General features: G+C 69.0%; 17 protein-coding genes. 6 read left to right on the plus strand and 11 right to left on the minus strand.

Going from position 1 to position 17,627, the window contains the following annotated elements:
- Position 1 precedes the first annotated feature (1 nt).
- The 8 genes from ACM6LU_RS28465 to ACM6LU_RS28500 form a co-directional block, all read right to left on the minus strand.
- Complete coding sequence (locus ACM6LU_RS28465; protein WP_414940970.1) at positions 2-772, minus strand: lysostaphin resistance A-like protein; 771 nt, start codon at positions 770-772, stop codon at positions 2-4.
- A gap of 130 nt (positions 773-902) precedes the next feature.
- Positions 903-1,976 carry an amidohydrolase family protein gene (locus tag ACM6LU_RS28470; protein ID WP_414940848.1) on the minus strand — a complete coding sequence of 358 codons (1,074 nt, stop codon included), beginning with the start codon at positions 1,974-1,976 and terminating at the stop codon, positions 903-905.
- Positions 1,977-1,978: 2 nt separating this feature from the next.
- The gene (gene ffh, locus ACM6LU_RS28475) at positions 1,979-3,538 is read right to left on the minus strand and encodes a signal recognition particle protein (RefSeq protein ID WP_414940849.1); all 1,560 of its coding nucleotides are present in this window, start codon (positions 3,536-3,538) and stop codon (positions 1,979-1,981) included.
- A gap of 496 nt (positions 3,539-4,034) precedes the next feature.
- Positions 4,035-4,907, minus strand: coding sequence for a Ku protein (locus tag ACM6LU_RS28480; RefSeq protein ID WP_414940850.1), 873 nt, complete (start codon positions 4,905-4,907; stop codon positions 4,035-4,037).
- 50 nt (positions 4,908-4,957) lie between these two features.
- Positions 4,958-5,350 (minus strand): hypothetical protein, encoded by a 393-nt coding sequence (locus tag ACM6LU_RS28485; RefSeq protein ID WP_414940851.1) that lies wholly within the window; start codon positions 5,348-5,350, stop codon positions 4,958-4,960.
- A gap of 136 nt (positions 5,351-5,486) precedes the next feature.
- Entirely contained in the window at positions 5,487-7,796 is a 2,310-nt protein-coding gene (locus ACM6LU_RS28490; protein ID WP_414940852.1) for a [protein-PII] uridylyltransferase, read from the minus strand.
- Between the two features lie 9 nt (positions 7,797-7,805).
- A complete protein-coding gene (locus tag ACM6LU_RS28495; RefSeq protein ID WP_414940853.1) occupies positions 7,806-8,144 on the minus strand; it encodes a P-II family nitrogen regulator in 339 nt (112 codons plus the stop codon).
- Positions 8,141-9,535 carry an ammonium transporter gene (locus ACM6LU_RS28500; protein ID WP_414940854.1) on the minus strand — a complete coding sequence of 465 codons (1,395 nt, stop codon included), beginning with the start codon at positions 9,533-9,535 and terminating at the stop codon, positions 8,141-8,143. The genes ACM6LU_RS28495 and ACM6LU_RS28500 overlap by 4 nt, the downstream gene beginning before the upstream one ends.
- Before the next feature lie 176 nt (positions 9,536-9,711).
- On the opposite strand from ACM6LU_RS28500, the gene ACM6LU_RS28505 reads away from it, so the two are divergent.
- Both ACM6LU_RS28505 and ACM6LU_RS28510 read left to right on the plus strand, forming a co-directional pair.
- Entirely contained in the window at positions 9,712-10,572 is an 861-nt protein-coding gene (locus tag ACM6LU_RS28505; protein WP_414940855.1) for a putative RNA methyltransferase, read from the plus strand.
- The gene (locus ACM6LU_RS28510) at positions 10,572-11,186 is read left to right on the plus strand and encodes a (2Fe-2S)-binding protein (RefSeq protein ID WP_414940856.1); all 615 of its coding nucleotides are present in this window, start codon (positions 10,572-10,574) and stop codon (positions 11,184-11,186) included. The genes ACM6LU_RS28505 and ACM6LU_RS28510 overlap by 1 nt, the downstream gene beginning before the upstream one ends.
- A 181-nt stretch (positions 11,187-11,367) precedes the next feature.
- Here the strand turns inward: ACM6LU_RS28510 and ACM6LU_RS28515 are convergent, their stop codons facing one another.
- Complete coding sequence (locus ACM6LU_RS28515; RefSeq protein WP_414940857.1) at positions 11,368-13,482, minus strand: RICIN domain-containing protein; 2,115 nt, start codon at positions 13,480-13,482, stop codon at positions 11,368-11,370.
- A 108-nt stretch (positions 13,483-13,590) separates the two neighbouring features.
- Here ACM6LU_RS28515 and ACM6LU_RS28520 point away from each other — a divergent pair, with 108 nt between their 5' ends.
- Complete coding sequence (locus tag ACM6LU_RS28520) at positions 13,591-13,767, plus strand: hypothetical protein (RefSeq protein ID WP_414940858.1); 177 nt, start codon at positions 13,591-13,593, stop codon at positions 13,765-13,767.
- A 68-nt stretch (positions 13,768-13,835) separates the two neighbouring features.
- On the opposite strand, the gene alc is transcribed toward ACM6LU_RS28520, so the two are convergent.
- Both alc and allB read right to left on the minus strand, forming a co-directional pair.
- Positions 13,836-14,852: an allantoicase gene (gene alc / locus ACM6LU_RS28525; protein ID WP_414940859.1), complete on the minus strand. Its 1,017-nt coding sequence runs from the start codon at positions 14,850-14,852 to the stop codon at positions 13,836-13,838.
- A gap of 1 nt (position 14,853) precedes the next feature.
- Complete coding sequence (gene allB, locus ACM6LU_RS28530) at positions 14,854-16,182, minus strand: allantoinase AllB (protein WP_414940860.1); 1,329 nt, start codon at positions 16,180-16,182, stop codon at positions 14,854-14,856.
- A 103-nt stretch (positions 16,183-16,285) separates the two neighbouring features.
- On the opposite strand from allB, the gene ACM6LU_RS28535 reads away from it, so the two are divergent.
- Genes ACM6LU_RS28535 through uraH form a run of 3 tightly spaced genes read left to right on the plus strand, consistent with a single transcriptional unit; the run spans position 16,286 to position 17,626 of the window.
- Entirely contained in the window at positions 16,286-16,762 is a 477-nt protein-coding gene (locus ACM6LU_RS28535) for a helix-turn-helix domain-containing protein (protein WP_414940861.1), read from the plus strand.
- Positions 16,763-16,820: 58 nt separating this feature from the next.
- On the plus strand, positions 16,821-17,312 hold the full coding sequence (gene uraD / locus ACM6LU_RS28540; protein WP_414940862.1) for a 2-oxo-4-hydroxy-4-carboxy-5-ureidoimidazoline decarboxylase: 492 nt from the start codon (positions 16,821-16,823) through the stop codon (positions 17,310-17,312).
- The gene (gene uraH, locus ACM6LU_RS28545; RefSeq protein WP_414940863.1) at positions 17,309-17,626 is read left to right on the plus strand and encodes a hydroxyisourate hydrolase; all 318 of its coding nucleotides are present in this window, start codon (positions 17,309-17,311) and stop codon (positions 17,624-17,626) included. The genes uraD and uraH overlap by 4 nt, the downstream gene beginning before the upstream one ends.
- Position 17,627 lies beyond the last annotated feature (1 nt).

Here is a 17,627-nt window from a genome sequence, read left to right on the forward strand (position 1 = left end):
TCTATCCGCCAGGACCGGCGATCACCTCGCCCGCGAAGAGCAATACAGCCGGTGGGAGGTTGTTCGCCGCGTGCGCGATGACGGCCGCGCTCACCCTGCCGGACAGGTGGCGGGCGAGGCCGATGGCGATCCCCTGGCCGAACAGCGCGATCGTGCGCGCCGCCTCGCCGTGCAACTGGGCGAACATCAGCGCCGTGACCAGCAGGATCACCCATGAGGGCAGGCGATGGAAGCCCATCGCGTTCCAGAGCGTGCCACGGAAGAGCAGTTCTTCGGTGATCGGAGCGGCGAAGACGACGATGACCGCGGCCAGCACCAGCCAGACGGTGTCCCCTTCGGCGGTCCCCGACAGTTCGGTGATCGGGCTGGGCGAGAAGTCTTCGACGGACCTGTCCGCGCTGTCGGTCCCGTAGACGGCGAGCAGGAGCAGGTTGAGCAGGTAACCGGCGGCGAGCGCGGCCGCTCCGCAGGCGAGCCCGATCCGGACGTCACGCCAGGTGGGTTTCAGCCCGAAGTCGGCGCGAAGTCCCTGCCCCCAGACGCGAGAGCCGACAGTGGGACTGAGGCCGAGCACGAGGGTCGGCAGAAAGGCGAGGATCAGCAGCGGGCCGACGTCACGGAGTTCAAGCGGGTCGTAACCGCCGAAGCGACCCGACATCACGAAGCTCATGACGAGCGAGACGAGGTGATACCCGGCGATACCCGCGAAGAACGCTACGAAGCCCCAGTGCGCTCCGAGCACCAGACGCTCGCGAGCCTGCCCGTCGTCCACCACGCCTCCACGCTAAGTGCCGCTCCGGTCACGGGTGGAGGCGGGTCAGGGAGCTGAAGGACGCTTTACCCGCATGCGATGGGGGCAAAGCGCCCTTCACCTCTTGAGATGCGGGGAAAGTCCCCTTCAGCTAGGCGTAGATCTTGCCACGCAGGACGAGGTGACTCGGATGCCGGAGCACCGCGAGGTCCTCACGCGGATCGGACGGGTAGACCAGCAGATCGGCGGAAGCGCCATCGACGATCCCGGGCACGCCAAGCCACTCACGAGCCGCCCAGGAGGCCGAAGCCAGCGCCTGTTCGGCGGACATCCCCGCCTTGTGCAACGCCTCGACCTCGTCGACGAGCCTGCCGTGCTCGACCATTCCGCCCGCGTCGCTCCCCGCGTACACCGCGACTCCGGCCTCGATCGCCGTCGAGACCATCAGCCCGACGCCGGCGTGCAGCGCCCGCATGTGGTCCGCGTAGACCGGGTACTTGCCCGCCTTGTCGGCGATCCCGGGGAAGTTCTCGATGTTGATCAGGGTCGGCACGAGCGCGATCCCGCGTTCGGCGAGGACGCCCAGTTGATCCGCGGACAGTTCGGTGCCGTGTTCGAGGCAGTCGATCCCGGCGTCGATCAATCCGGGCAACGCGGCCTGACCGAACACGTGCGCCGTCACCCTGGCGCCCTCGGCGTGCGCGACCGCGACGGCCTCGGCGAGCACGTCGTCGGGCCACAGCGGCGCGAGATCACCGACGCCACGGTCGATCCAGTCGCCGACCAGCTTGACCCAGCCGTCGCCGTCACGGGCCTGCTCGGCGACCGCCTGCGGCAGTTCGGAAGGGTCTTCGAGTTCGATGCCGAGACCGGGGATGTAGCGCTTGCGCAGGGCGAGATGCCGTCCCGCGCGGATGATCCGCGGCAGATCGGCGCGTTTCTGCAGCGGCCGGACGTCGATCGGCAGCCCGCAGTCGCGGATCAGCAGCGTCCCGGCTTCGCGGTCGACGATCGCCTGCTCGGTGGCCTCTTCGAGGGTGGTCGCGCCGCCGACCCCGATGCCGGGATGGCAGTGCGCGTCGACCAGCCCGGGCACGAGAAAGCCTTCCCGGACAACGGTTTCCGCCCCGGCGACCGGCTCGGTGGTGATGCGGCCGCCGGTGATCCACAGCTCGCGGTGCTCGCCGTCCGGCAGGACCACCCCCGCCAGGTGCAGAGCCTCCACGACTACTTTTCCTTCGGGAACTTGAACTTCTTCGGGTCGAACCCGGGTACGTCGTTCATGCCGCCGAGCTGGGAGAGGTCCGGCATCCCGCCGCCGGGACCGCCGGGCATCCCGCCCGGGGGCAGCATCGGCATGCCACCGGGACTGAAACCTCCAGGGAAGCCGCCGCGGACCTTGGGCTGCGTCGGGCCGCGCCCCTTGCCCTTCTTCCCCTTCTTGCCCTTGCGGTTCTTGCTGCCGCCGCCGCCACCGCCGAAGCCGAAACGGCCCGCCATCTGCGCCATCATCTTGCGCGCCTCGAAGAACCGGTTGACCAGTTCGTTGACGTCGCGGACGGCGACACCGGACCCCTTCGCGATCCGCACCCGGCGCGAAGCGTTGATCATCTTCGGGTCGTCGCGTTCGGCGGGGGTCATACCGCGGATGATCGCCTGCAGCTTGTCGAGATGCTTGTCGTCGACCTGCGCGAGCTGGTCCTTCATCTGCCCGGCGCCGGGCAGCATGCCGAGCAGGTTGCCGATCGGGCCCATCTTGCGGACCGCCAGCATCTGCTCGAGGAAGTCCTCCAGGGTGAGCTGGCCGCTGCCGAGCTTGGCCGCGGTCTGCTCGGCCTTCTCCTGGTCGAAGTGCTGCTCGGCCTGCTCGATGAGGCTGAGGACGTCGCCCATGCCGAGGATCCGGCTGGCCATCCGGTCCGGGTGGAAGAGGTCGAAGTCCTCGAGCTTCTCACCATTCGACGCGAACAGGATCGGCTGGCCGGTGACCTGGCGGACCGACAGCGCGGCACCACCGCGGGCGTCACCGTCGAGCTTGGTGAGCACGACGCCGGTGAAGCCGACGCCGTCGCGGAACGCCTCGGCCGTGGTGACCGCGTCCTGACCGATCATCGCGTCGACGACGAACAGCGTCTCGTCCGGCGAAACGGCGTCGCGGATGTCCGCGGCCTGCTTCATCAGCTCTTCGTCGACGCCGAGACGGCCGGCGGTGTCGACCAGGACGACGTCGTGCTGGGCGCGATTGGCCTCGGCGATGGCGCGGCGGGCGACGTCGACCGGGTCGCCGACACCGTTGCCGGGCTCGGGCGCGAACGTGGTGACACCCGCCCGCTCGCCGACGACCTGGAGCTGCGTGACCGCGTTGGGGCGCTGGAGGTCACAGGCGACCAGCAGCGGCGCGTGGCCCTGCTTCTTCAGCCACAGCGCGAGCTTTCCGGCGAGGGTGGTCTTACCGGCACCCTGCAGACCCGCGAGCATGATGACCGTCGGCGGGTTCTTCGCGAACGTGAGCCGCCTGGTCTCGCCGCCGAGGATGGTGACGAGTTCCTCGTTGACGATCTTGATGACCTGCTGCGCCGGGTTCAGCGCGCCGTGCACCTCGGCGCCCTTGGCACGTTCCTTGATCCGGGCGATGAAGTCCTTGACCACCGACAGCGCGACATCCGCCTCGAGCAGCGCGATACGGATCTCGCGCGCGGTGGCGTCGATGTCGGCGTCGGAGAGCCTGCCCTTGCGAGACAGGGTCTGCAGGGCGGACGTGAGCCGATCGGAGAGGGTGTCGAACACGGGTGTGCACGCTCCAGCTGGGTCGTTGTGGCGTGCCGGTACGGACCGGCGGCTTCCCAGGGTAGTCGGTGTCCGGGGTCGGCGTTTGACGCGGTTGCGGACGGACGGCGGCGGTGCCAGGCCGAGTACCGCGTCGGCCGGGGTGGTCGTGAGCGGCGAATAGCGTTATTCGAGAGGTAAAGAGTCCTTCGCTACCCGCCGCTACACCTTTGCCTTACTCCCGATAGAACGCGACCTGCCACTCACGACAGTGATGAAACAGGCCCCGGGACCGGCCGCCCCTCGCAGACCGGTACCGGAGCCCCTACGGAAGGCTCGCCTCCCCGCGAGCCGACCGTAAGCACACTTGGCGAGTATCGCGGGACTTCGTCTCGCCGGACCCCCAGTACCAGGCGATTCGCTGCCCGCGCTCTCGCCGCGCGATGGCATAACAATGCCCGGTCACCGTGGGGTCACGGCAGCGTGAAGACCCCCAACTACCCCTGGGTAGAACTACTCAACTGGTTTTGGCGCGCGACTTGGCCGACGACGAAGCCTTCTTCGCCCGCGTCCGCGCCTCTCGCGCCTTACTCGCGGCGGTCTTCGCCTTCTCGACGGGAGCGTTGTCTGCCTCGACGGCGCTCTGCTGCAAAGCCGCCAGCAGCCGCGTCACGCCCTCGGCCTGCTGCGCCGCGGTCGGCTGGAGGACGTCGTCGCCGTCCAGTTTGGCCTGGATGAGCGCTTCGAGCGCTTCTCGGTAGCGGTCGGTGTACTGGCCGGGGTCGAAGTCCTGTGTGAGGTCCTCGATCAGCGAAACCGCGTTCCGCAGTTCCCCGCGTCGCAGGTCGACGTCCTCGTGCAGGAACGGGAAGTCGGGCCGCCGGATCTCGTCGGGCCACAGCATCGTCTCGAGCACGATCACCTGGTCCCGCACGCGCAGCGCACCCAGCGTCTCACGCTGCCGCAGCGTCACCTTCACGATCGCGATCCGCCCGGACTGCTGCAGCGCCTCGCTCAACAGCACGTACGGCTTGGTGCCCGCCGGCTCCGGTTCGAGGTAGTAGCTGCGCGCGAAGTGCGTCGAGTCGACCTGCTCGGCCGGAGTGAAGCCGACGACGTCCATCGACTGGGTGGTCGGCGCGAGCAGCGACGCGAAATCCCCGCCGGTCAGCAGGACGACGTCACCACCGGGAACGGGGTACCCCTTCGCCATCTCGGCGGCGGGCACCTCGGCCCCGTCGACCTCGCAGACCCACTTCACCCGTACCCGGCCGCCGTCCGGCTCGTGCACCTGGTGGAGGGGGACGTTGTGCTCTTCGGTCGCGCTGTACGCCTTCACCGGGATGGCGTAGGTCCCGAATCCGATCGTGCCTTTCCACACCGCCCGCATGGCCCACCTCCGCCTGGCCAGCGTAGCCACGCGCCGAAGCGGCGGGACAGCTACAAACGGGTGTCAGGGGCGACTGATTCGCTCACACATTCGAATGACGGACGTGATTCGGCGAGTGCCTCGGCCGAACAGTCGACAGCGGTGGCGGCCGCCCGGAGTACTTCCGCGACGACCTCGACGTCGATCCCCCTGGCGGGGGCCAACGCGCCATCGCCGCCCCCCTCGACCCGGCCCGCCATGCCTTCGAGCGCGATGGCCAGCGCCTGCTGGCCTGCGACGAGATGCCTGACGACCTTGAGCAACTCGGTCACGGTGGCGGCGGTACCGGACGCGGTCAGGCTGACGGCGAGGTCGTCGGCGCACGCGCGGAGGTGGGAGGCGACCACGGTCGGCGGCAGCGTGAGCCGCTGCGGTCCGGGCGGGTTCTGCTCGTGGCCCAGCACGCGCTCACCGCCCTCCGGATCTTTCGGGTCTCGACGGCGGACATCCTGCCATCACTACCCTCCGCCACCCCGCGCGACACCCCGATCCCCGGCGTCCGCCGTGGCCGAGCCGCACCACTTCGAAATCCTTAAAAGATCAGGAAGCCGCGGCCAGCAACGCGTCTTCGATCTTCGACCGCCACGCCTGGTCGACCTTTCCCGTCCGCGGCGCGACGGCGAACGAGTCGACGACCGCACCACCGAGGGTGGCCACCTTCGCCCACCGCACCTCGGCTTCGCACCGCCGCAGCGCGCCCGCGACCCGGTACAGCAGCCCGATCCGGTTCGCGGCCCGCAGTTCGACCACGACCGTGTCGTGCCCGCTGGTCTCGTCGTCGAACCAGATCACCTTCGCGTTCGCCGTAGGAGTCTCGCCGTAGTCCCGTTCCTTCGCCGCGAGCCGCTGCGTGAGCGGCAGCGTCCCGGCCACCGCCCGCGCGAACTGCTCACGCAGCAACGTGACGTCGGGCAGCGAGCCGAACTTCGGCGACGCCGTGAACACGCCCGCCCGTCCCCCGTCGTGCCCGCGCAGCACCGCCGCGTGGACCTCCAGTGAGTTCAACGCGAGCACTCCGGCGGCGGGAGCCAGCAATTCGGCGCGCGCCGGGACCGCGAGCAGCACGGTCACGACCTTGCCGACGGCCGAAATCCGCACCTCGCCACGGCCGGACGTGACGGCTTCGGCGACGAGTTCCCGTTGCTCGGCGCCCATCGGCTCCGGCGGCACGAAACCCTTGTCGTGCAACGCCTCTTCGCAGCCGGACACGAGTTCGGCGAGCAGCCGGGCCTTCCAGTCGGTCCACACGCCCGGTCCGGTGGCCAGCGAATCGGCCGTCGTCAGTGCGTGCAGCGACTCCAGCAGGACCAGATTCTCGTCGAGCGTCTTCGTCACCCGCTGGATCGTGGCCGGATCACTGATGTCCCGCCGCGTCGCGGTGTGCGGCAGCAGCAGGTGATGCCGCACCATCGCCGCCACCAGCGCCGCGTCGGTCTCCGGCAGCCCGAGCCTGGCCGCCACCTGGGCGCTGATCTTCGCGCCGAGCTCGGAATGGTCCGCGTCGCGGCCTTTGCCGATGTCGTGCAGCAGCGCGCCGATCAGCAGCAGATCCGGCCGCGAGACGGTGGTCGTCAGTTTCGACGCCTCGACAGCGGTACGCACGAGATGCCTGTCGACGGTCCACGAATGCACCGGCGACCTCGGCGGGAGGTCCCGCACCGCTCCCCATTCGGGGAACAATCGCGCCCACAGGCCCGTCCTGTCGAGCGCCTCGACGGCGTCGACAAGGCCGTCGCCCGCGCCGAGTAGTTCCACCAGTGCTTTGAGTGCCTCGGCGGGCCACGGCGCGCGCAGTTCCGGGGCAGTCTCGGCGAGCGCCCGCAGGGTCCCGTGCGAAATGGGCTTCCGGATCCGGGCCGACGCCGTGGCGACCCGCAGCAGCAGCGCCGGATCCTTGGCGGGCACCGCGTCCCGCGCCAGCGCGACCTCGTTCCCGTGCAGGACGACACCTTCGTCGAGCGGCGTTCGCACCGGCCGCCGCCCGAACCGCGCCTTGGGTGGTTCCACAGTGGACCGAAGTGCGACGTCGACCGCGTACGCGATCGTCCGTCCGACACCGGAAAGCTTGCGCGCCAAGGTGAACCGGTCGCCGAACCCGAGTTCGCCCGCGACCGTCTCGGCCTCCGGCGCGCTGAGGATGTCGCGCTCCCGCCGCAGTTCCCGGCGCAATTCCGTCCGGACGTCGAGAAGCAGCGCCTTGGCCGCCAGCAGTTCCTCGCCAGGCCTCGCGGTCAGTTGTGCCGCCGCGAGTGCTTCTAAGACGGCGAAGTCGCGAAGCCCGCCTCGGCCGTGCTTGAGATCAGGCTCGGCGGACTGCGCGATCTCGCCGCTGCGGGCCCAGCGCTGACCTACCGCGTCCGACAGTTCGCCGACCCGTTTCCGGGTCGTCCGCCGCCATTGATCCCGTGCCGCGGCCGCCAGCCTGGCGGTGATCTCGGCGTCCCCGGCGATGTGGCGGATGTCGAGCAGCCCCATCGCGGTCCGCAGGTCCTCGGACGCCACCTTCAGCGCCTCACCCGGTGTGCGGACCGAGTGGTCGAGGCCGATCTTGGCGTCCCACAACGGATACCAGATCGCGTCGGCGATCTCGCCGACACGGGAGTTGCCGTTGTGCAGCAACAGCAGGTCGAGGTCGGAGAAGGGCACCAGTTCACCGCGCCCGAGACCGCCGACCGCGGCCAGCGCGACACCGGGTTCAGCGGTGTCGACGCCGGCCGCCGCGGCACCCTTGCCCAACCAGAATTCGTAGAGGTCGACCAGGGCCGCCCGCAACGCGGCCGCCCCCAGCCTCCCGTGCCTGCCCTCGAGCAATCGCTCGGTGGCCTTGACCAGTTCACCCCCGTCGGCCATCCCTGACGCCTATAGGGCGTCCGAGCCGCGTTCGCCGGTTCGGACCCGGATCACCGTCTCGACCGGTGTCACCCAGATCTTGCCGTCGCCGATCTTGCCGGTGTGGGCGGCCGTGGTGATCGCGTCGAGGACCTTCTCGACGTTGGAGTCGTCGGTGACGACCTCCACCCTCAGCTTCGCCACGAAGTCCACGGAGTACTCCGCGCCCCGGTAGACCTCGGTGTGGCCCTTCTGCCTGCCGTAGCCCTGTACCTCGCTGACCGTCATGCCGAGCACGCCCAACTGTTCCAGCGCGGAGCGGATGTCGTCGAGCGTGAACGGCTTGACGATCGCGGTGATCAGCTTCATGCCTTGCTCTCCTCGAGTTTCGTGGCCGCGTTGCCGGTGGGCGCCTTGACCGGGATGCTCGTCGGCTGGCCGAGGCCACCGCCCGAACCGGTGAAGTCGTAGGCACTCTCCGCGTGCTGGGCCTCATCGATACCACTGACCTCGTCCTCCGCGCTGACGCGGAACCCGCCGAGCTTCTTGATCACCCAGCCGATGAGGAAGGTGAGCACGAACGAGTAGCCGAGGACCGCGACGGCAGCGAGTGCCTGCTTGCCGAGCTGGCCGAGGCCGCCGCCGTAGAAGAGACCGTCGACGCCGAGCGAGTTGACGCTGGTGGTGCCGAAGAAACCGATGAGCAGCGTACCGACGAGACCACCGACGAGGTGGACGCCGACGACGTCGAGGGAGTCGTCGAAACCGAAGCGGAACTTGAGGCCGATCGCCAGTGCGCACAGGGCGCCGGCGATGAGGCCGATGGCGATGGCGCCCAGCGGGCTGACGAAGCCCGCGGCCGGGGTGATCGCGACGAGACCGGCGACCGCGCCGGAAGCGGCGCCGAGCGTGGTCGGCTTGCCGACCTTGATCTGCTCGATGATCAGCCAGCCGAGGATCGCGGCCGCGGTGGCGACGGTGGTGTTGGTGAACGCCACGGCGGCGAGGTCGTTGGCGGCGAGCGCGGAGCCGGCGTTGAAGCCGTACCAGCCGAACCACAGCAGTGCGGTGCCGAGGAGCACGAACGGCACGTTGTGCGGGCGTCCGGTGCCTTTCGGCCAGCCCTTGCGCTTGCCGAGCACGATCGCGAGCGCCAGGCCCGCCGCACCGGCGTTGATGTGGACCGCCGTTCCGCCCGCGAAGTCGAGCGCCTTGAGCTGGTTGGCGATCCAACCGCCGACCGAGTCCGCGCTGATGAAGCCGTTGAACGAGAACACCCAGTGCGCCACCGGGAAGTACACGATGGTCACCCACACCGCGACGAACAGCGTCCAGCCCCAGAACTTGGCGCGGTCGGCGATGGCACCGGAGATCAGCGCGGGCGTGATGATCGCGAACATCAGCTGGAACATCACGAAGGCGAACAGTGGCAGCGCGTCCGCGCCGGGCCAGGCGACCTCGGGCGCGGTGTCGGTCGCGGCGGTCACGAACCCGGCGAGTTTGCCGGAGATGTTCGAGAGCCCGGCGAAATCGAAGTTACCGAGCAGCCCGCCGCCTACGTCGTTGCCGAACGCCATCGTGAAGCCGTAAAGCGTCCAGAGGACGCCGACGACGGCGAGCGCGATGAAGTTCATCATCAACATGTTCAGAACGCTCTTCGCGCGGACCATGCCGCCGTAGAAGAACGCCAATCCCGGTGTCATGAGCATGACCAGCGCGGCGCTGATCAGTACCCATGCCGTGTCTCCTGCGTTCAGCACAATCTTCCTCCCGTGCCTGGGGTGTACTGCGCAGGAATTTTTGGACCGGGGTGTTTCCTCGGGCGGCGATTCAGGTTTCACCCGCGTGAACTGTCGGCGCGGCGTTGTTACGTCCAGGTTTCCGCCAGACCTGGTGCGTTCTGTCCGGTTGCGAAACGTCGTGGTCGAATATCCCCATGAACACGCGTTCCCACGGCAATGGCCCACTGCCACCGGAGATCGTCCGGTCGCTGCGGTGTTCGGTCTGCGGTGACCCGGTCGGGTCAGCCGATCGCACGGTGCGTTGCGGACGGGGTCACTCGTTCGATATGGCCAAGCAGGGTTACGTCAACCTTCTGCACGCGCGCGTCCCGGCCGGTACGGCGGACACCGCGCCGATGGTCGCGGCTCGCGTCGACCTGCTCTCTTCGGGTGCCTATCTCCCTCTCGCCAGCGCTCTCGCGAAGGTGGCTTCGGAGCACGTGAAGGACGGGCTGATCATCGACGCGGGCGCGGGCACGGGGTACTACCTCGCGCACGTGCTCGACGCTGTCCCCGACGCGTACGGACTGGCGCTCGACGTCTCCGCCGTCGCCCTGCGCCGGGCCGCCCGCGCACACTCGCGCGCGGGCGCGGCCGTGTGGAACCTGTGGGAACCGTGGCCGGTGGCGGACTCGAGCGCGTCGCTGATCCTCAACGTCTTCGCGCCCCGCAACGCCTCGCAGTTCCACCGCGTCCTGACCGCGGACGGGCTGCTGGTCGTCGCGACGCCGAACCCTGGGCACCTTCGCGAACTGGGCGACCTGGTGATCTCCGTCGACGGCAGCAAGGACGCGCGGCTGGAGGGAACCCTCGGCGAGCGCTTCGGCCGGGTGGACCGACGTGAGGTCACCGAACAGGTGACCTTGTCGCCCGCTCAGATGCGGCAGGTCGTCGAGATGGGACCGAGCGCGCACCACCTCCACCGGGACGGACGCCGCGAACGGCTCGACGCGATCACCGGATCGGTGGATGTCACGACGTCGTTCAGCGTCACGCTGTACCGGCCGGTGCCCTGATGGAGGCGCCCGCGACCCTGCTTGCCGACGCCGCATGGGTCAGCGCCCGCGTCGGCGGGGCCGCGAAGCTCTACAGCTGCTCTCGGCCCGAGGTGCTCGGCACGATCTGGTGGTACTCGCTGTCTTCGGTCCTCGTCGCGCCTTCCGTGGAGTCGCTTGTGAGGGGCGAGCCGCTGGATCCGTCGCTCGACGCCGTCACGATCGACCTCGTCCCGGACGGTCGCTTCACCGGCGCCCGTTCGTCACGGCTCCTTCCCGGCGGCCTGGCCGAACTCGGCGAGGCGTTCGCCAGGACACTGGGCACCGCGATGGGCACGATCGCGCAGGTCACCGGCGCCAACCCGCGCGCGCTCGGCGCCATCGCGACGGATTCGATCGGCAACCGGCTGCTGTGGACCGGCGACATCGACCGGGCGATCGCCTTGGCCGCGCCGCTCGTGTCCGCGATCGGGCTCGGCCTGCCGGAGCCGCGGTTCTCCCGTGTCGGGCGGAACACCGTGGTGCGCCGGGCTTCCTGTTGCCTCATCTACGAGGCGGGGAATCCGAAGTGCACCAGTTGTCCCCGCCAGACCCCGGAAGAACGGGACCGACGCCTTCGTGCCGCCCTCGGCTAAAACCCCGCGTTTAGTCCTCTGGTCGCGATAGTTGCACGTGCAAGGACCGCGACTAGAGGACTAAACGCGGCGAGGGGCCACGGGCTGGGATCGCCGACATCACCGAGCTGGCGGAACTCGCGCACTCACACGACATCCCGCTGGTCGTGGACGTCGAGATCGAGCACGCCCGGTTCGTCCCTCAGGCCGAGGTATTCACCGTGAACGGCAGCCACTGGACGGTGGCCCCGTTCGACGGCGACACCGGCATCCGCCAGTTCTGGCAGCCGCGCCCGGGAATCCGGTCCCAGATGAACAGCGGCGCGCCCTGGCCGGCGGTGCAACCCTGATCCAGCAGTTTGCCCGCGTTCTGGACGGCGTACCGGTACACCCCCGTCCCGACGATCTGCGGTTCGATCGTCCACTTCTGGCACGCGCCCGCGACGCGGTCGTAAGTGGTCACCGGGTTCCCGCTGGTCGTGTTGCAGCCGGTGTTGTCCAGCACCTGCCCGGAATGCTTGGCCCGGAACTGGTAGTAGCCGTCACCGGTGCCCCACGGGAAGAACTTCTGGCAGTCCGCGCCGTTGGACGGCCACTGTTGCACCTTGGTCCCGTTGTTCCAGCCGCACGCGGCGACGTCGGCGTAGAGGCCGCTCGACACCGCTTGCAGCGAGACCCAGGCATCGTCGCCGAACTCTCCGCCAGGGTCGAACGTGGTGGCCCGGAACCGATAGGTGTGGTTCTCCCGCAACAATCCCGGCGGCACCGTCCAGGTCGCCGTGGTGCCGGAGGAGACGTCCCATTTCCAGTAGTCCCCGATCATCGTTTCGCCTTCGTAGACGTAGAAGACCGCGGTGACGTTGCCGCCGTCGGGGTCCGTCGGCGTGAAGCGCAGTGTCGGGGTGAGGGACTTCGTATGGGTGACACCGCCGACGTCGACGCGGTCCGAGATGTCGTGCCCGGCGGCGGGATTCGGCCGCTGGTTCCGGTAAGTGACCTCGATGTACGGCGACTTGCCGCCCTCGCTGGACGAGAATTTCTTCCAGCCGAAGGAATCCGCCTCGTTCTCCGCCTTCAGCAGCATCGAACCGGTCGTGACGCCCGCGCCCGCCCAGGCGCCGATCAGGTTCCCGATCGGGGTCCGGACCCAGTCTGCCGGGCAGGACGCGCTGTAGCCGCGAGTCGCGTCCGTCGTCGCCCACCGGGTGTAGGGCGGCGGCTGGTTCGCCCAGCGAGTTCCGGTGCCGACGAGCGCGGTGTCCCAGATCTCCCAGTTACGGGGCGAACACGAGTAGGAATGGTTGCCCCACAACGACAACGTGGCAGAGTCGATCTGTGTACCACGGAACCGTGACACGTCGAAGTGGAGATACGACCGGGCCTTCGTGGCTCCGCCGTCGTAGGTGCCGATGCGGAGTTCGGTGGCGCCCGACTGGTCGGTGCTCGCGATGTTCGACTGTGTGAAGGTGTCGAAGTTCGTCCACACCGAGACACCCGGATCGACGATGACCGGATAGGACCGCGCCGGGTCGGCGAAGTACCCCGCGTCCGGCGTCACGTTCAGGCCGAGTGTCCCGCGTTCCTCGGCGGACACCACCTTCCCGACCTTCACCTTGGCGACGGGGTCACCGCTGCGCTGGTCGATCCGCGAGTCCCACATCTCGGCGGCGGGCACGCTGCCCACCACCGCGCCGGACGCGGTGACGAGCTGCGTGTTCCCGTCCGCGTCGGTCCGCGGCGTCAGCCCGGTGGCCCGCAGCGGAAGGGCGAACGTCAGCGCGCGACCGGGCCGCCGCTTGACGACGAAGAACTGCTCGAACCCGGTCCGCGTCGCCTTGACCTGCAGGTCGACCCCGGGCTGGACCTCCGGATAGGTGGCGACCTCGCCGGTCAGCACCGGCTCGGGCAGCGCGCCCGGATACTGCAGGGCCACCTTCCCGTCCGGGCTCTGCACGGTGGCGAGATCCCCGCTCTTGCCGCTCGCGCCGGTCAGCACGAGGTCGCGTGGATGTGCCTTCGGCCGGACGAGGCCGTCTGCGCCCTTCACCAGCGTCAGGTCGACCGGGACCCAGTCACCGCCGCGGCGGACGTGGACCGGACCGCCGTGCACCTGGGTGGTGCGGGAGCCGTCGGGATTGGCGAAGGTGGCCGAGTTCTCGGTACGGTCCGAGAGCATCTCGACCGGCTTGTTCTGCGAACGTGCCACCGTTTCGGGCGACGTCGCTTGCGCGGGAGCGGTGAAAACGGCACTCCCGGCCAGGCACGCGGCGAAAAGCACGAGGCCCCGCCGCGGGATTCTTCGGGTTACGGTTTGCACTTCGATCTCCCCTGAACCTGGGTGACAAGTTGACACATCGCTTACGCATGTCACACCCACGGGGTTGCCCGCCGCCCCGGAATTCTCGCTTCGTGAGAAAGTGGCGGTATGGCCAAACCGACACCGCTGCAGCTCAGGAACATCGTCATGGCACTGCTCATGGCGGGTGCCCTGGTGTGGAACCTGTCCATCGGCGGCGCCTTCTGGCTCACCGCGATCTTCTCGGTCGGTATCGTCCTCTCGCTCTTCTCCGCGTACCTGAACCGCCCCGGTGCCCGCCCCTGACCCCCGCGTTTCGTCCTCTAGTTGCGGTAGTTGCACGTGCAAGGACCGCAACTAGAGGACTAATTGCGTCAGGGGCGCGAGGCCTCGAAGCGCGAAGTGACGTCGGAGCGGCCTCGATCAGTCAGAGCGCCGAAGAGGCGTAGGCGTGCCATGCCGCCGTCGGGGTAGATGTCGAGACGCACTTCGGTCACTTCGGGACCCGAAGCGAGGGCGAACCGGTGCCGCGTGTCCGGCTGCAGACGCGTCTTCGGCAGCAGCTCGACCCACTCGCCGTCGCCGTCCCGTCCGCTCAGTGCGGCCCAGCCGGGTGCGTTGCCTTTGAGGTTGCTGTTGTCCAGTTCGGCGAACCGGACGACACCCGCGCCTGCCAGCCTGACGGTCACCCAGTCGTTCCCGTCGTCCCGGCGCCGCGCCGTTTCCCAGCCCTCGGCCTGATGCGCGGCGAGCCCCGGTGAGAACAAATTGTTGGGCGAGGAGTAGAACAGGTCGCTGCACCCGGTCACCACCGCACCGTTCTCCAGCGCCGCGAGGTCGAGCGCGCCGAGGTCCAGCAGGCCCGGATCCGGGATCGGCGTGCCGTGCACCCGCAGTCGCGCGACGCCGCCGTCGGGATGCATGGTCAGCCGGACGTGCGTGTAACGCTTACTTCCGCCGATCTCGAAGAAGTTCTCCGTATGCCCCGCCGCCACGCCGCGTTTCACCAGCACGTCCCAGTCCACTGTGGACAGTTCGGCGGCACTGGGATAGCCCTCGACGGCGCACGCCTCGACCGACACGAACGGCGGGTAGTTCCCCTTGAAGAACGCGGTGTCCGCGATGACGCCGGTGATCGCGCCCGCCAGGCCGAGCCGAACGATGGCCTGGTCGTCGCCGGGCTCGCGATGCCGCCGGGTCTCCCAGCCGTCGTAGACCTGCCCCTTGGGGCCGAAGGTCTCCGCGCGGTGCGCGGGAACCCACGGGTTGACCAGGTTCTCCTTCTCGGCGAACAACTCGTCCGTCGCCCACATCACGGTCCCGCCGAACTTGCGCGAGGCCAGGTCGGGCCGAGCTGTCCACTCAGGACGGTCGTGCACGGTCTCCTCCATCTCAGCAGTCGCCCCTGGTCAGCAGGACGCCTGCCGGGTCGTCACCGGTGATCTCCTTGCCCCGCAACCACGTGCTCCGGACGACGCCGGCGAGCGGGCGTCCGTGGTAGGCGCTGACCGGGTTGCGATGTTTCAACTTCGCGACATCGACGACGAAAGCCTCGTCGGGCGCGAACACACTGAAGTCTGCGTCATAACCGGGCGCGAGGTGGCCCTTGCGGCGCATTCCCGCCTGCGCGGCCGGATGTTCGGCCATCCAGCGGACGACGTCGGTGAGCCCGAAACCACGCTGCCGCGCCTGCGTCCAGACAGCGGGCAAGCCCAGTTGCAGTCCGGCGATGCCGCCCCACGCGAGCCCGAAGTCGCCGCTGTCGAAGCGTTTCAGCTCCGGAGTGCACGGCGAATGGTCGGTCACGACGCAGTCGATGACGCCGTCCGCGAGGCCCTGCCACAGCAGTTCCCGGTTCCCTGCCTCGCGGATCGGCGGGCAGCATTTGAACTGCGTGGCGCCGTCGCCGATCTCCTCCGCGGTGAAACTCAGGTAGTGCGGGCAGGTCTCGGTGGTCAGCCGGACGCCGTCGCGCCGCGCGCTCTCGACCATCGGCAGGGCGTCCGAAGAGGACAAATGCAGGATATGCGCGCGGACACCGGTCTTCCTGGCGAGTTCGATGACCTGGGCGATCGCCACGTTCTCCGCGCCACGCGGGCGCGAACGCAGGAAGTCGTCGTACTTCTCGCCGTGCGGGTCCGGCGCGTGATCGATCGCGTCGGAGTCCTCCGCGTGCACGATGATCATGCCGTCGAAGGTCCGCAGTTCGGTCATCGCCTCTTCGAGCCCGCGCGCGTCCAGCGGCGGGAACTCGTCGACGCCGGAATGCAGCAGGAACGACTTGAAGCCGAACACCCCCGCCTCGTGCAGCCCGCGCAGATCCGCCAGATTGCCAGGGATCGCACCGCCCCAGAACCCGACGTCGACGTGGACGCGCCCCTCGGCGGTCCTCCGCTTCACCTCCAGCGCCGTGACGTCGACCGTCGGCGGCAAGCTGTTGAGCGGCATGTCCACGATCGTGGTGACCCCGCCCGCCGCGGCCGCGCGGGTCGCCGAAGCGAAGCCCTCCCAATCGGTGCGGCCGGGATCGTTGACGTGTACGTGGGTGTCCACGAGGCCCGGCAGCAGGACGACGTCCGCGCCGAGTTCGAGCACGCGATCGCCGTCCAGCGCGGCTCCGGCGGGTTCCACCGCGACGATGCGGCCACCTTCGACACCGATCGTCGCGGATACTTCGCCGGCTGCCGTCACAGCTCGAGCGGCTCTGATCACCAAGTCCATCTAGTCCGCCAATTTCCACTGAGTGGAATCGAGGTTTCGCAGTCCGACATTAACTCTGGTCACCCCGCTCGTCAACGAACCTCGGCGGCGCTACCTTCGCTGGGTGCAGTTAGAAGCCGAGTTCACCAGCGAACCGTTCCACGGCGAGGGCCCGCCGCCCGAGCATGCCGTCAAAGCACGCGACACGGCGGAGGACGCGGGCCTGTCGACCGAGTTCGGCCCGCTCGGCACCCTCGTCCGCGGCGACGCCGAAGCCCTGCTCGACGCGCTCCCCGCCATCGCCAGGGCGGCACTCGACGGCGGCGCGACCCGCGTGACCCTCCAACTCCGGCAGGTCGGCGACGACACGAGCGAGCCGGCCGTCGAACTGCACAGCGCCCTCACCCGCCTCATCGGCGACGTCGAACGCGAACTCGGAGGCAAGCTCGACACCCTCGACCGCGCCGCCAAACAGCGCGCGGTGCGGCTGCTCAAGGAACGCGGCGCGTTCGGCCTCCGCAAATCGGTGTCGACCGTCGCCGAGGCGCTGGGGGTCACAAGGTTCACGGTCTACAACTACCTCAACCGAGACCAAGACTGAAGGCCTCTTTCAACAAAATGTTGACGATGGCGGATTCACCGCCGTACCGTCGGTTCCCGTGCCGCTCACCATTCGAGAGTTCGACCAGGCATCCGCACAGGACGTCCGGCCGGTGCTGACCGCCTGCCTCGACGTCCCACGCTGGGTGGAAACCCTGCTGGCCAGGCGCCCTTACACTGACCTGGCCGCACTGCTCGCCGCGTCCGAGGCACTGGCACCGCTGCGCCCCGACGAGGTCAAACAGGCGATGGCCGCCCATCCCCGGATCGGGGAGAAAGCGGGCGGCGAGAGCACCGAGGCGGGCTGGTCGCGATCGGAACAGTCCGGTGTGGACGGTGACGCGGCGCGCGAGTTCGCGGCGGCCAACGCCGAGTACGAGGCGACGTTCGGGCACGTCTTCCTGGTGTGCGCGAGCGGCCGGAACGGCGCCGAGCTGCTGGAGAACCTCCGGTCGCGGCTGTCGAACGACCCCGGCACGGAACTCGAAGTGGCCGGTCGAGAACTGGCCAAGATCGCCGCGCTGCGGCTGGAGAAAGCGGTGACGTCATGAGCCTCGTGACCACGCACATCCTCGACACCGCCGCGGGACGCCCCGCCCCGGGTGTCGGAGTCCGGCTCGAAACCGGCGCGGGCGAACCCGTCGCCGACGGCCGCACCGACGCCGACGGCCGGATCCGCGACCTCGGCCCGGAAACCCTGGAACCCGGGGTGTACCGGCTGGTCTTCGACACCGGCGCCCATCTCGGCCCGGACTCCTTCTTCCCCGAAGTCACCCTGACCTTCCGCATCGCCGACGGAACCGAGCACCACCACGTGCCGTTGCTGCTGAGCCCGTTCGCGTACTCCACCTATCGAGGGAGCTGAT

It is taken from the genome of Amycolatopsis sp. cmx-11-51, assembly GCF_047608665.1.
Classification (GTDB): Bacteria; Actinomycetota; Actinomycetes; order Mycobacteriales; family Pseudonocardiaceae; genus Amycolatopsis.